Genomic DNA, 13,830 nt, shown 5'->3' with positions numbered 1-13,830 from the left:
CCGGACCGGACCCGCCTGAGTATCCAGCACCTCGACTATCCGGAACACGGTCTTCACGATCACAGCACAGTCTCGATCGCAGGCCATCGACAGAATGTCGATGAATTGGCAACGATCAGACCCACCTGTCTCCTAACCAGCCACCGACAGCTCGAACCACACTGTCTTGCCACTCTTTCCACGACGGGTCCCCCAGCGCCGCGAACTGCATGCGACCAGCTGCAATCCACGACCTCCCTCGTCGTCGGGAGCGGCGTCGCGCTCCTGTGGCGGATCGGGCAGCGGATCGGAGACCTCGACGAGCAGCCCGTCGGTGTTCAAAAGCACCATACGGACCCCGATCGGTCCGCTGGCGTGCCGCAGGGAGTTGGTGACGAGCTCGCTCACGAGTAGTACGGCCATGTCGGCGGCGCCGTTCAGCCCCCAGTCGGCCAGCACCCGCCGGACCGCCGTACGGGCCGTGCGCACCGCACCGGGGTCGGCGGGAAAGCTCCATTCGGCAGTGGGCGAGCCGGGAGCCCTGCCGCGCTTGCGGACGTTCCCGGAGCCCGGCTCCGGGACCCCTGCCGCTGCGCTGTCGCTCACGCCGATCACATCCCAGCCCGATGGCATCCCCGTCGCCTTGTCTGCGCCGAAGGGGTCAATCATGGACATACCCGGTATCTATCCCTCAGTACCGCCTGCAGCGGTGCACTGTGGCACAAATGAAACAAATTGCTGCGCCGGGGCGGAGGGGTCGCGACGGGCGGGGCAGGCAGGGGCGCCGGGAGCTGTCGTGCGGAAAGAGGCGCCGACGGCGGGAGGGTGCGGCCGGGTGCCGACGGCGGGAGCGGGCGGCAGAGTTCCGGTGCGGGAGGACCCGGCAGGGCGCCGGCGGCAGGGAGGGCGCGGCAGGGCCGCGAAGGCCATGGGGGCGGCAGGGGCACGGAAGGCGGCCGTACGGGCGGCGGGCGCGACGGCGGGCGGTCCCGGCCTTCGGGGGCGCACGGACCGGCGCGGGCCGCACAACGGGCCGTGCGGGGGCGTGAACCGGCGCTGTGCGGGCCGCGGACGGCCCGTGGGTGAAGTGGGCGGAGGGACGGCGGCTACGGCCGTGCGCCCGGCACTCCGGCGCTCCCCGGCACCCTGGCGGTCCCCGCCAGCCGGCGCATCGCCTCGGCCACCGCCGGGCGGTCCTGGTCCAGCCAGTCGACCTGGGACTCCTCGCCCGGCAGCAGCCAGCGCAGCTCGTCATGGTCCTGCAGGGGGCGCGGCGCCCCGGACACCAGCCGGGCCGTCCACACCTGCAGGACATAGCCGGGTCGCAGCACCCACTCCCCGGGAATCCGTTCCTGGGCCGCCGCCTCGACACCCAGCTCCTCGCGCAGCTCGCGCTCCAGCGCCTGCTCGGGTGTCTCGTCGTCCTCCACCTTGCCGCCGGGCAGCTCCCAGCGGCCGGCCAGTGCGGGCGGTGCGCTGCGCCGGGCGGCCAGCAGCCGCCCGCGCTCGCACACCGCTCCGCCCACCACTACGCGCACGGTCCTCATGCGCGGCAGCCTACGTCCCCCGCTCGCGTCCCGCTCCCCCGCTCACCGCCCCTCAGGTCACCGCCCGGTCGGCCTTCTCGACCACATAAAGCTGCTGGTGACCGCGCGAGCCGAGCCGGTCGGCCACCCGCTCCGCCTCCGCTCGGGTGGCATAGCGGCCCACGCGATACCGGTTGCCACCTTCGTCCTGGCGGATGACGAGCCAGGGGAGCACGGCTCCACCCTCGGTCATTGCGCCCCTCCGTCCGCCGCGTAGCGCGCCGTCGCACGCCCCTGGTCTGCTGATGCCGAAATCGCAATCCGCATATGCCCGACCCTACGCCCGACCTTTACTCACCGGATATGGATTTTCACAAAGAGGTACCGAACCGGCCACCCGCGGGCCGCCGGCGTACCGGAAGCGGCCTGCGAGTGGCCGGTGGGCCCGAGGGGCTCGGGCAGGGAACGAAAGGGCGGGCGGCTCAGGCGCCGACGGACGCCTTGGCCTCGTCGGCCTGTGCGGCCTCCTCCTGCTGCGCCGCCTCGATCTCGGCCTCGGCGTGGACCAGCGACGGGTTGCGCCAGGAGCTGCGCACGCCCCAGTAGTAGAAGGCGAGGCCGATCAGGGCGACCAGGAGGATGTCCCAGCCCTCCGGCAGGTAGCCCTTGCCGCCGAAGTCCTTGCCGCCCAGGTACGAGACGGCGGCCATGACCAGCAGGTACGCCACCATCCAGGCACCGGCCTTGAGGTGCGGACGCAGCTCGGCCCACGGCTTGCGGCCCTGGGTCAGCGGCTTGCCGATCTCGTACCAGGCCCAGACCGGCAGTCCCACGGCCATGATCAGGATGACCTTGCCGGTCAGCGGCCAGCGGCCCCAGTAGAGCACCAGCGAACCGAAGATCATCGCGATCGGCGCGATGACCGGCATCGCCCGCAGCTTGACCGGGCGCGTGAGGTCCGGCGACAGACGGCGCAGCGACATCACGGCGACCGGGCCGGTGATGTACGAGATGACCGTGGCGACCGAGACGATCTCGGCGAGCGAGCCCCAGCCGCGGAAGACCGCGAGGAACAGGAAGGCGATCGCGAGGTTGAGCAGCAGCGCCGGGCGCGGGACACCGGTCTTCTTGTCCACCTTGCCGAAGATGCCCGGCAGATGGCCGTTCTCCTGCACGCCGTGGATCATGCGCGAGGTGGTGGCCGCGTAGATCATGCCCGTACCGGACGGCGAGACGAAGGCGTCCGCGTACAGCAGCAGCGCCAGCCAGTTCAGGCCCCAGGCCACCGCGAGGTCGGCGAGCGGCGAGTTGAAGCCGAGCCCGGCCCAGCCACCGCCGGCGCTCAGCTTGTCACCGGGCACCGCCATCAGGAACGCGACCTGCAGGGCGACATAGATGACCAGCGCGATCACGATCGACCAGACGACGGCCTTCGGCAGCGACTTGCCGGGGTTGCGGGCCTCGCCGGCCATGTTCAGCGGGGACTGGAAGCCGTTGTAGGCCCAGACGATGCCGGAGACGGCGACGGCGGTGAAGACCGAGCTCCAGCCGTTGGGCGTGAAGCCGCCGTGGTGGACGATGTTGCCGGTGTCGAAGTGCGCCACCATCAGCGCGCTCGCGGTCAGCACCGGGACGACGACCTTGAAGACCGTGATCGCGGTGTTGGTCTTCGCGAAGAGCGTGATCGCGAACCAGTTGAGGAAGAAGTAGAAGATCAGCAGGACGCTGGCGAGCCCGACGCCGGTGCCGGTCAGCTCCTTGCCGTCGTAGAGCGCGTGCGCCCAGCCGAAGTCCCAGGAACTCATGTACTGGACCGAGGCGGTGGCCTCACCCGGGATGACCGAGACGATCGCGATCCAGTTCGCCCAGGCCGCGAGGTATCCGGCGAGCGAGCCGTGCGAGTACTGGCCGTAGCGGACCATGCCGCCGGCCTTGGGGAACATCGAGCCGAGCTCGGTGTAGGTGAGGGCGATCGTCAGGGCGACGAGCGCGCCGATGACCCACGCGAGGATCGCGGCCGGGCCGGCGATGGCAGCGGCGCGTTCGGCCCCGAAGAGCCAGCCGGAGCCGATGATGGACCCGAGACCCGTGGCGGTCAGGGCGATGGTCCCGAGGGACCGACGGTAATTCGAGTGGGAGCCCTGCTCCGCGCTCGGGGTCTTCGTCGTGCTCACGTGCTGGTCTCCTGGTCTTCCCCCGTGCCGTGCACAAACTTCGCCATCGTAAGAGCGAATCGGAGCGACGGCTTCCCACAGCAGCCCGAAAAAGGCGCCCAGTTGAGGCTCTGTGACTTATCCAACACAAGGTTTCAGCCATTTTTTGCCAACAAACCACCTCGAAACGGACGCTTGGCCGAGAACCAGGGGCGGACTCTTTGCGTCTCGCGCACGCGCACAGGCGGGCACGAAGGGGACAAAAAGCGGTCCCCGGCTACTTCACCGGCAGGTGATAGGCGACCCGGTACCGGTCGGCGAGGGTGACGACATCGGCCGTCTCGACCGGCCGGCCGCCCGCGTAGTACGTCCGCGAGACGACCAGCACCGCATGGCCCGGCACCCCGCCCAGCGTCATGGCCTCCTCCGCCAGCGCGGGCCGGGCCCCGACCTCCTCGACCACGTTGTCCACCACCACGTCGATGGCCGCCATCCGCTCGACCACCCCGCGCCCGGCCAGCGGCCCCTCCTCCGGCAGCATCACGGGCGTCCGCCCGGTCACCTCCAGGGGCTCCCAGGAGGTCGAGAGCATCGACGGCTCCCCCTCCGCCCGGAAGACGTAGCGCGTCCGCATCACCTTGGCGTCCTGCGAGATGCGCAGCCGGGCCGCGATGGGCGCGGCGGCCGGCTCCTGCTCGCTGTGCGACTCCCAGGTGCCCCGCACCCGTTCGTCGGTCTGCTCCTGCCGGAACGGCGTACAGCCGCCCGCGGAGTGGAACCCGACCCGGGCGATCCGACGCGGAACGGGCTGCTCGCGGACGTAGGTGCCCGACCCCGAACGGCCCTCGACGAGCCCCTCGGCCATCAGGACCTTGCGCGCCTCCAGGGCGACGGTGTCCGAGACGCCGTACTCCTCGCGGATGCGCGCCTGAGAGGGAAGGCGGGTGTGGGGTGGCAGCACCCCGTCGACGATCTTCTGACGCAGGTCGCCGGCGACGCGGAGGTACGCGGGCTGCTCACCGAAAGGCACGTGCCCCTCCCAACAGCTTGACAGTCAGCAACAGCGTGGCAACCGCGCGTCGCCGACCGCAAGCTTGGGCCAAGTATTCACCTGATGTGATGAAACCCAGCTCAGCCGGTGTAAACGACCGAGAGCGGGGACGGCGGGCGCCGGCACCCCCACCCCGCGCCACCCCACCCCTTCCTTCCACCCGGTAGCCGCCGCCCATGCATGTCACGATCGGAAAGGGAGCACGATCCGGGCCGGGCCCGCGCGGCACGGGGCGCACGGCAGGAGGAGGGCGGCACACACCCCGGCACCCCGGAGCGCGGGACGCGGTATCAGGACCGGAAGGAAGGGATCCCATGCCCGCCGATCGCCACCTCACCCCCATGCCCGGCAACTGGCAGCGGGCGCTCGCCGTCGTGGCGCACCCCGACGACCTGGAATACGGCGCCGCGGCCGCCATCGCCGAATGGACCGCCGCGGGACGCGAGGTCAGCTACCTCCTGGCCACCCGCGGCGAGGCCGGTATCGACGGCGTCGCACCGGCCCGGGCCGCCACGGTCCGCGAGGCCGAGCAGCGGGCCGGCGCCGCGCTGGTCGGCGTCCACACCGTCGAGTTCCTCGACCACCACGACGGCGTCATCGAGCCCGGCCCGGCGCTGCGCCGCGACCTGTCAGCGGCCATCCGCCGCCACCGCCCCGAGCTGCTGCTCACCCTCAACCACCACGACACCTGGGACGGCGGCCACTGGAACAGCCCCGACCACCGGGTCGTCGGCCGCGCCGTCCTGGACGCGGCGGGCGACGCCGGCAACCGCTGGATCTTCCCCGAGCTGGCCGGCGCGAAGGGCCTGGCACCGTGGAACGGCGTCCGCTGGGTGGCCGTGGCGGGCTCCCCGCACCCCACGCACGCCGCCGAGGTCGGCCCCGGCATCGACCGCGCGGTCGCCTCCCTGGCGGCACACGCCGCGTACATCAAGGGCCTGCGCGGCGCCGACCAGGACCCGCACACCTACGCCCGCGGCTTCATCGAGCAGATGCTGCGCAGCGGCGGCGAACGCTACCGCGGCCACCCGGCCACGCTCTTCCAGCTCTTCCCCCGGTGAGGGGTGCCGGCAAGACCGGCGGAAGAGCCGGCCGGCCCCTGCTCACCCCTCACTCCCGCCCGCTCCCGTCCTTGCGCGCGACGTAGTAGACGTTCAGGATGTCGCCCGGCACCTCCCGCGTCACGACATCGCCGAACCCGGCCTCCCGGAGCATCCGCAGCGCGGTCTGCCGCCCCCAGGCCGTGCCCAGCCCCGCGCCGCCCTCCGCGAGGGAGACGGTCATGCAGTAGAAGACCGAGAGGGCGTAGAGGGTGGGCCCCAGGGGATGGCCGATGTTCTCGGACAGCTCACTGGAGGCCGCGATGTCGCCCATCAGGAAGACGCCGTCGTCCCGCAGCGCGCCGGCGACGGCGGCCAGGGTGCGCGCCGGCCGGGCCAGGTCGTGGATCACGTCGAAGGCGGTGATCAGGTCGTAGGAGCCGGTGAGTTCGGCCGTGTCGGCCACCTCGAAGCGGGCGTTGGCCAGCCCCCACCGCGCGGCCTCCGCGCGTGCCGCGGCGATGCCCGCGTCGGAGATGTCCACCCCCACGAAGCGGCTCCCGGGGAAGGCGCGTGCCAGCAGGTTGACGGCATGCCCCTGCCCGGTGCCGATGTCCAAGGCGTCGATCCCGGACCGCAGTTGACCGGTGAGCCCCGGCACCAGCGGCACGATCGTGCCGGTCAGCGCGGCGTCGTACACCCGCGCCGTCTCCTCGGCCTGCACGTCCTGGAAGTGCGGAAACGCGGAGTACGGCACCCCGCCGCCGTCCCGGAACGCCGCGAGGACCTCGTCCTCGACGTCGCCCATCATCGCCAAGTACTGCATGAACGCGGCCATGTTGTCCGGCCCCGCGGCCCGCGACAGCACGGCGGCGCGCTCGGGCGGCAGCCGGTAGCACCCGTCCCCGGGCGCGTACTCGACGATGCCCCCGACCGTCATCCCGCCCAGCCACTCCCGCACATAGCGCTCGTCCAGCCCCGCCTCCCCGGCGATCCGCGCACTGGTCGCGGGCGGCAGAGCCGACATCACGTCGAACAGCCCCGCGCGGTGGCCGACGCTGCACAGATGCCCCAGGCAGGAGTCGTTGAGCACCTGGAGCATCCGTCCGGTGAACTCCTCCTGCCGCACCGGATCCGGGCGCGCCGGGGTCCGCTCGCTCATCGCCGCCTCCTCCTGATGCCGGAGTACGGTGCGCCCCGCCCGGAGCCCGGTGCGACTCCCCCGCCCACAGACCGCGGGGTCGCGGCGCGGCACACCCCGTGCCGTGCCTCCCCCCTCGACCACACCACCCCTTCAGCGCACCTTGCCCGCTTTTCGCCTCATTTCGATGCTACGCGGCGGCCCCGGAGTCTTCAGCGCTCGCGCCGCCGTCCCGGCCGATTGCTGTGGGCCGTCGGTGGCAAAGCGGCCCCCGCCCGCTTGCGCCTGCCGCCGCCCGCCGCCCCCGCGCCGCACAATCGCCCCGGTCACCACGTACGGAAGCATCTCGGCGGACAGAGGAGAACGGCCCATGGACGCAGCGGGACATCCGGATCGCAGAACGGTGCTCGCCGGCGGCGTCGCGGCCGCCGCCACTCTGGCTGGCTGCGCCTCGACCAGCGCCGCCCCGGTGGCGGACGAGGAATCGCCCTCACCGTCGCCGCGGCCGACCACCCCCGCCGCGGCGTTCGAGCGGCTGATGGACGGCAACGCCCGCTGGGTGAGCGGCGACCTCCAGCACCCCGACCGGGACCCGAGCCGGCGCGAGTTCGTGGCCCAGAAGCAGGTGCCCTTCGGCTCGGTCCTCGCCTGCATCGACTCCCGGGTGCCGCCCGAGCTCCTCTTCGACACCGGCCTGGGCGACCTCTACGTGATGCGCACCGGCGGGGAAGCGATCGACCCGGTCGTCACCGGCTCCGTGGAGTACGGCCCCATGACGAGCGGCACCCCCCTCATCGTGGTCCTCGGGCACCAGCGCTGCGGCGCCGTCGAGGCGTCCTACAAGTCCCTCCGCGACGGCAAGCCCCTGCCCGGCAACCTGGAGGCGATCGCCAGGGCCCTGCGGCCGGCGTACGAGCAGACGGTCCGCAAGGGCGGCGGCGACGACCCCGTCGACACCATGGCCCGCGCCCAGGTCGAACTGACCGCAGCCGCCCTCCGCACCAACCGCGACCTGGCTCCCCTCGTCGCCAAGGGCCGCCTCGCCGTGGTGGGCGCCTACTACTCCCTGGACAGCGGCAAGGTGGAGGCGCTGGCGGGGGCACCGTCCTGACCGGCGGGCCGGACCCGCTCCGGCACCGGTGATCTCGTACCTCCACCCCCGCCGAGCCGCTACGGTTCAGCCATGCCCGCGCTGCCCGAGGGAACGCGAAAGGGACCGGACATCCGCGTCCGGCCCCTTTGCTCTTGCTCCGCACGTACGGCGACGCACGCCGCACGTGGCAGGAGTGCGGCTACACGTTGAAGCGGAACTCCACCACATCCCCGTCCTGCATCACATACTCCTTGCCCTCCATGCGGGCCTTGCCCGCGGCGCGGGCGTCGGCGACCGAGCCGGTTTCCACCAGGTCGCCGAAGGAGATGACCTCGGCCTTGATGAAGCCCTTTTGGAAGTCGGTGTGGATGACTCCGGCGGCCTCGGGGGCGGTGGCGCCCTTCTTGATGGTCCAGGCGCGGGTTTCCTTGGGGCCGGCGGTCAGGTAGGTCTGCAGGCCGAGGGTGTTGAAGCCGACGTGGGCGAGGGTGGCCAGGCCCGGCTGGTCCTGGCCGACGGACTGGAGGAGTTCGAGGGCCTCGTCCTCGTCGAGCTCGGCGAGGTCGGCCTCCAGCTTGGCGTTCAGGAAGATGGCCTCGGCGGGGGCGACCAGGGCGCGCTGCTGGTTCTTGAAGTCCTCGTCGGTCAGCTCGTCCTCGTCGACGTTGAAGACGTAGAGGAAGGGCTTGGTGGTGAGGAGGTGGAGGTCGTGCAGGAGCTCTTCGTTGCCGGAGCCCTGGACGATGCCGGCGGCGAAGAGCGTGTCGCCCTTCTCCAGGATCGCCTTGGCCTCCTCGACCGCCTTGACCTTCGGGGCCACGTCCTTCTTGATGCGCGACTCCTTCTGGAGGCGCGGCAGGACCTTCTCGATGGTCTGGAGGTCGGCGAGGATCAGCTCGGTGTTGATGGTCTCGATGTCGTCCTTGGGCGAGATCTTGCCGTCGACGTGGACGACGTTCTCGTCCTTGAAGGCGCGGATGACCTGGCAGATCGCATCGGACTCGCGGATGTTCGCGAGGAACTTGTTGCCCAGGCCCTCGCCCTCGGAGGCGCCGCGGACGATGCCCGCGATGTCGACGAAGTCGACGGTCGCCGGGAGGATCTTCTGGGAGGAGAAGATCTCGGCCAGCTTGGCCAGACGCGGGTCGGGGACGCCGACGACGCCGACGTTCGGCTCGATGGTGGCGAACGGGTAGTTGGCCGCCAGCACGTCGTTCTTGGTCAGGGCGTTGAACATGGTCGACTTGCCGACATTCGGCAGACCGACGATTCCGATCGTGAGCGACACGTGGCGACTCGACTTCCGAGCGAGGTGGTGGGGTGGGCACGGCCCCGGAGGGCCGATCCACCAGTCTACGGGGCGCGGCCGGGGCCGGGCCGCCGCCACCGGTACCGGCAGCGCCCGGCCCGGCCCCGGGCGCCGGACGAATCGCAACGGGCTCGGCCCAAAGCGCGTGTCCCGTAACCGGTTAATCCCACTTAGCGGCCTACCGTTGCCGGGTGGAGCAACACGAAGCGCGCACCCCCCAGCACAGCCCGCCGCGGTCCGTACGACCGCCCGCGGGCCAGGACGCCCGGCTCCCGCGCCCCGCGGAGGCCGTGGCCCCCGACCCCGACGACGATTTCCTCACCGCGATGCGGGCCTCCGGGTTCGCGTCCGTACCGGCCTCCGCGCCGGCGGTCGTCCATCCTGCGGGGCGCGGTCCCGCGCCGGCCGGGACGGCCCGGGCGCCGGCGCGGGCGACCGCGCCCCCGGCTCCCGGAAGCGCCCCCGCCCCGCCGGAGGGCAGAGAGACCGCGACCGTGTACCGGGCGCGCCCGCAGCGCCCCCTGCCGTCCGCGCCGCCCGCGCTGCAACGGCGGATGCCGGCGGCCAAGCTCACCGGCCTCGGCTGCTGGCTGCTGGCGACGCTGGCGCTGCTGGCCTTCGGCTTCCTGGACCGGCTGCTGCTCGGCGGCGCCCCGACCCCGTACGGCGTCTGCTATCTGCTGGTCGGTGCCGCCGCGGCGCTCTGGGTCAGGCCGTACGACCTGGTCATCGCGCCGGTGACACTGCCGATCGCGTTCACGCTCGGTGCGCTGCCGATCCAGCGCGGCACGGGCGGGTTCGACGGGCTGCTGATGGGCGTCTTCACCGTCCTCGCGCTGAGCGCGGGCTGGCTCTACGCCGGCACGCTGATCTGCGCGCTGCTCGCGATCGTCCGGCGGGTGCTGGTCATCGCCCGCCGTCGGGCCAGCCGACCGGGGAGTCGACCGCGGAGCGCACCGCGCGGTCCGCAGGTCCGGCCTGCGGGGCGGCCGCGGCCGCGGCCGGGGAACCGTCCGCGGCAGGTGGCTCGCCAGCCCGAGCGGCGTAAGCAGCCATCGCGGCCCCCACGATCCCCGCATTGTTCTGAAGCTGAGCCGGCACGATCTCCGCGCTGACGCCCTCGATCAGCGGCAGGAACTTCTCCGCCTTGCGGCTCACCCCGCCGCCGATCACGAACAGCTCGGGCGAGAAGAGCATCTCCACATGGGCGAGGTAGCGCTGGACCCGGTGCGCCCAGTGCTGCCAGCTCAGGTCCTCGTCCTCCTTGGCCTTGGTGGAGGCGCGCTTCTCGGCGTCGTGGCCGTGCAGCTCCAGGTGGCCGAGCTCGGAGTTGGGCACGAGGCGGCCGTCGGTGAAGACGGCGCTGCCGATGCCCGTGCCGAGGGTGAGCACGATGACCGTGCCGGTCCGGCCGCGGCCGGCGCCGAAGCGCAGTTCGGCCAGGCCGGCCGCGTCCGCGTCGTTGAGCACGGTGACGGGGCTGCCGCCGGCCTCGCCGCCGAGCCGCGCGGTGAGCAGCCCCGCGGCGTCGGTGCCGATCCAGCCCTTGTCGACATTGGCGGCGGTACGGGTCGTCCCGCCGGTGACCACACCGGGGAAGGTCGCACCGACCGGTCCCGACCACCCGAAGTGGTCCACGACCTCTTTGACGCCGTCCGCGACCGCATCCGGGGTGGCCGGATGCGGGGTCAGCACCTTGTAGCGCTCCTCCGCGAGGTCGCCGCGCTCCAGATCCACCGGGGCACCCTTGATGCCCGATCCGCCGATGTCCACACCGAAGACCTTCATGGGAAAAGGCTAGGCGTCGGCGGGGCGGCGCGCCCCCGGGATGCACCGACCGGTGCCCCGGGCGACGAAGCGGAAGCGGCGGTTCCTCAGGCCTCGGTGGCGGCCTTGGCCTCGGCGCGCAGGTCCCTGCGGAGCTCCTTGGGCAGCGAGAAGTGGATGGACTCCTCGGCGGCCGTGAGGGTCTCGACGTCCTCGTAGCCGCGCGCGGCGAGCCACTCCAGGACGCCGTCGACGAGCACCTCGGGGACGGAGGCGCCGGAGGTGACGCCGACCGTGCCGACGCCCTCGAGCCAGGCCTCGTCGATCTCCTCGGCGCCGTCGACCAGATGGGCGTCGCGGGCGCCGGCGCCCAGCGCCACCTCGACCAGGCGCACGGAGTTCGAGGAGTTCTTGGAGCCGACGACGATGACGAGATCGGCCTCGGCGCCCATCTGCTTCACCGCGGTCTGGCGGTTCTGGGTGGCGTAGCAGATGTCGTCGCTGGGCGGCGAGAGGAGGTTGGGGTAGCGGCCCTTGAGGGCGTCCACCGTCTCCATGGTCTCGTCGACCGAGAGCGTGGTCTGGGAGAGCCAGACGACCTTGTCCGGGTCGCGGACCTCGACGTTGGCGACATCGTCGGGACCGTCGACGAGGGTGATGTGCTCGGGGGCCTCACCGCTCGTGCCGATGACCTCTTCGTGGCCTTCGTGACCGATCAGGAGGATGTCGTAGTCCTCCTTGGCGTAGCGGACGGCTTCCTTGTGGACCTTGGTGACGAGCGGGCAGGTGGCATCGACGGTGGCGAGCTTGCCGCGCTTGGCCTCGTCGTGGACGACCGGGGCGACGCCGTGCGCCGAGAAGATGACGATGTTGCCCTCGGGTACCTCCGCCGTCTCCTCGACGAAGATGGCGCCCTTCTTCTCCAGGGTTTTCACGACGTACTTGTTGTGGACGATCTCGTGGCGGACGTAAACGGGGGCGCCGTACTGCTCGAGGGCCTTCTCGACGGCGATCACGGCGCGGTCCACGCCCGCGCAGTAGCCACGGGGGGCGGCGAGCAGGACCTTGCGCCGGCCGCTGCGGCGCGATGCGTCGTCGCCCGGGGTGGCTGCGGGCGTCGGGCTGGGCGAGGAAGTCATGCGTCCCATCGTAAAGCCGCGCCCCGCTCCGGAAGATCGCACCGTTGTCCCAGACTGAGGGCGGCACGGAGCGAGGAGGCAGGATGCCGGGCACGAGCGGCGGCGCGGGCGGACCGGGAGCGGGCGGCGGGGCGGACACCGCCGCCGAGGGGGGCCCGGGCGGCGGCGCGCCGGGGGCGCTGCGGCGGACGCTGACCTTCCGGGACCTGGTCGTCTACGGGCTGCTGTTCATCGCCCCCATGGCACCGGTCGGGATCTTCGGCACCCTCCAGGCCGCCTCGCACGGCGCGGTCACCACCGTCTACCTCGTCGCGACGGTCGCGATGGCGTGCACCGCCTTCTCGTACGCCCAGATGGTGCGCGTCGCCCCGCAGGCCGGGTCGGTCTACACCTACGCCCGGGTGGGTCTGGGCGAGGGCGCCGGGTTCGTCGCCGGATGGATGGCGATGCTGGACTACCTGCTGGTTCCGGCGGTGGCGTACCTGTTCTCCGGGATCGCGCTGCATGCGCTGGTCCCGTCGGTGCACCCGTGGGTGTGGACGGCGCTGGCGGTGGCCGTGACCACGCTGCTGAACCTGTGGGGCGTGCGGACGGCGGCCCGGGTGGGCTTCGCGGTGCTGGCCATGGAGATCGTGGTGCTGGCGGTGTTCGTGGTGTCGGCGGTCGTCGTGCTGGTCGCACACGGGGCTCCGCGGGGCTGGGCGGAGCCGCTGACCGGCGCGGGCGGGTTCTCGCTGCGGGCGGTGCTGGCCGCGGTGTCGGTGGCGGTGCTGTCGTATCTGGGCTTCGACGCGATCGCGTCGTTCGCGGAGGAGGCGGGGGACCCGGCGGTCCCCGGGAAGGGCGGCCGGCGGGCCGGCGGGCCGGACCGGGTGGCGCGGGCGGTGCTCACCTGCCTGGCGGTCGCCGGTGTGCTGTTCGCGGTGCAGACGTATCTGGCGGCGCTGCTGATGCCGATGAGCGCGGCGGAGCTGGCGGCCCGGCCGGGCGAGCAGGGCGGCGCCTTCTACGCCACGGTCGACGCGTCGGTGGGCCGCTGGCTGCACGACCTGGTGGCGGCGAGCAAGGCCGTGGGCGCGGCGTTCGCGGCGCTGGCGGGGCAGGCGGCGGCCGGCCGGCTGCTGTTCGCGATGGCCAGGGACCGGCGGCTGCCCGGGGCGATGTCGGCGGTGGACACCGGCAGCGGGGTGCCGCGCCGGGCGCTGCTGGGCGCGGCGCTGGTGACGCTGGTGGCGGCGGTGTGGGCGGCCCGCAGGGACGACGGGCTCGACCAGCTGTCGTCGGTCGTGAACGTGGGGGCGCTGACCGCGTTCGGGCTGCTGCACGCGTCGGTGATCGGCTGGTTCTGGGTCCGCCGGGCGGGCGGGCCGCCGGGCGTGCTGCGGCATCTGGTGGTCCCGGTGCTGGGGCTGGCGGTGGTGGTCGCGGTGGTCGCCGAGGCGTCCGCCGCCGCGCAGGCCGTGGGCGGCGCCTGGCTGGCGGCGGGGCTGGTGGTGCTGGTGACGCAGCGCAGGAGGCGGGGGCGCGGGCGGTCGGACGGGGTGCGGGGCTGAGGGGAGCGGTGGAGGGCACCTCCTCGGGGAGGGCCAGGGGCCGGCCGCCGCCCGCCCCCGCACCGCGGGGGCGCCGCCG

Annotated in this window: 12 protein-coding genes and 1 pseudogene; 4 read left to right on the top strand and 9 right to left on the bottom strand. The window is 72.6% G+C overall.

Going from position 1 to position 13,830, the window contains the following annotated elements:
- Positions 1–132 precede the first annotated feature (132 nt).
- The 5 genes from AB0411_RS19060 to AB0411_RS19040 all read right to left on the bottom strand — a co-directional run bounded on the left by AB0411_RS19060 (position 133) and on the right by AB0411_RS19040 (position 4,688).
- Positions 133–594, bottom strand: a complete 462-nt coding sequence (locus tag AB0411_RS19060; protein ID WP_366418531.1) for an ATP-binding protein — start codon at positions 592–594, stop codon at positions 133–135.
- A gap of 491 nt (positions 595–1,085) precedes the next feature.
- Positions 1,086–1,526 carry a (deoxy)nucleoside triphosphate pyrophosphohydrolase gene (locus tag AB0411_RS19055; RefSeq protein WP_366418443.1) on the bottom strand — a complete coding sequence of 147 codons (441 nt, stop codon included), beginning with the start codon at positions 1,524–1,526 and terminating at the stop codon, positions 1,086–1,088.
- A 52-nt stretch (positions 1,527–1,578) separates the two neighbouring features.
- Positions 1,579–1,758 carry an SPOR domain-containing protein gene (locus AB0411_RS19050; RefSeq protein ID WP_086721904.1) on the bottom strand — a complete coding sequence of 60 codons (180 nt, stop codon included), beginning with the start codon at positions 1,756–1,758 and terminating at the stop codon, positions 1,579–1,581.
- Positions 1,759–1,987: 229 nt separating this feature from the next.
- Positions 1,988–3,679, bottom strand: a complete 1,692-nt coding sequence (locus AB0411_RS19045) for an APC family permease (RefSeq protein ID WP_366418442.1) — start codon at positions 3,677–3,679, stop codon at positions 1,988–1,990.
- Between the two features lie 256 nt (positions 3,680–3,935).
- A complete protein-coding gene (locus AB0411_RS19040) occupies positions 3,936–4,688 on the bottom strand; it encodes a GntR family transcriptional regulator (protein ID WP_152104556.1) in 753 nt (250 codons plus the stop codon).
- Positions 4,689–5,023: 335 nt separating this feature from the next.
- Here AB0411_RS19040 and AB0411_RS19035 point away from each other — a divergent pair, with 335 nt between their 5' ends.
- Positions 5,024–5,770, top strand: a complete 747-nt coding sequence (locus AB0411_RS19035) for a PIG-L deacetylase family protein (protein WP_366418441.1) — start codon at positions 5,024–5,026, stop codon at positions 5,768–5,770.
- Between the two features lie 49 nt (positions 5,771–5,819).
- Here AB0411_RS19035 and AB0411_RS19030 read toward each other — a convergent pair whose 3' ends face one another.
- Positions 5,820–6,911, bottom strand: coding sequence for a class I SAM-dependent methyltransferase (locus tag AB0411_RS19030; protein WP_366418440.1), 1,092 nt, complete (start codon positions 6,909–6,911; stop codon positions 5,820–5,822).
- 349 nt (positions 6,912–7,260) lie between these two features.
- On the opposite strand from AB0411_RS19030, the gene AB0411_RS19025 reads away from it, so the two are divergent.
- Positions 7,261–8,001 (top strand): carbonic anhydrase, encoded by a 741-nt coding sequence (locus tag AB0411_RS19025; RefSeq protein ID WP_366418439.1) that lies wholly within the window; start codon positions 7,261–7,263, stop codon positions 7,999–8,001.
- A 181-nt stretch (positions 8,002–8,182) separates the two neighbouring features.
- On the opposite strand, the gene ychF is transcribed toward AB0411_RS19025, so the two are convergent.
- Positions 8,183–9,271: a redox-regulated ATPase YchF gene (gene ychF, locus AB0411_RS19020; RefSeq protein ID WP_366418438.1), complete on the bottom strand. Its 1,089-nt coding sequence runs from the start codon at positions 9,269–9,271 to the stop codon at positions 8,183–8,185.
- A 347-nt stretch (positions 9,272–9,618) separates the two neighbouring features.
- Here ychF and AB0411_RS19015 point away from each other — a divergent pair.
- Positions 9,619–10,137, top strand: a pseudogene (locus AB0411_RS19015) (DUF6542 domain-containing protein); the annotation flags it as partial.
- Positions 10,138–10,198: 61 nt separating this feature from the next.
- On the opposite strand, the gene ppgK reads toward AB0411_RS19015, so the two are convergent.
- The gene (gene ppgK / locus AB0411_RS19010) at positions 10,199–11,080 is read right to left on the bottom strand and encodes a polyphosphate--glucose phosphotransferase (RefSeq protein WP_366418437.1); all 882 of its coding nucleotides are present in this window, start codon (positions 11,078–11,080) and stop codon (positions 10,199–10,201) included.
- Positions 11,081–11,166: 86 nt separating this feature from the next.
- Complete coding sequence (locus AB0411_RS19005; protein ID WP_366418436.1) at positions 11,167–12,198, bottom strand: 4-hydroxy-3-methylbut-2-enyl diphosphate reductase; 1,032 nt, start codon at positions 12,196–12,198, stop codon at positions 11,167–11,169.
- A gap of 83 nt (positions 12,199–12,281) precedes the next feature.
- Between AB0411_RS19005 and AB0411_RS19000 the strand changes: the two genes are divergently transcribed.
- Positions 12,282–13,751 carry an APC family permease gene (locus AB0411_RS19000; RefSeq protein ID WP_366418435.1) on the top strand — a complete coding sequence of 490 codons (1,470 nt, stop codon included), beginning with the start codon at positions 12,282–12,284 and terminating at the stop codon, positions 13,749–13,751.
- Positions 13,752–13,830 lie beyond the last annotated feature (79 nt).

It is taken from the genome of Streptomyces angustmyceticus, assembly GCF_040701845.1.
GTDB classification, from domain to species: domain Bacteria; phylum Actinomycetota; class Actinomycetes; order Streptomycetales; family Streptomycetaceae; genus Streptomyces; species Streptomyces angustmyceticus_A.
The sequence above is the reverse complement of the archived record's forward strand: the minus strand, read 5'-3'. Positions and strand labels throughout refer to the sequence as shown.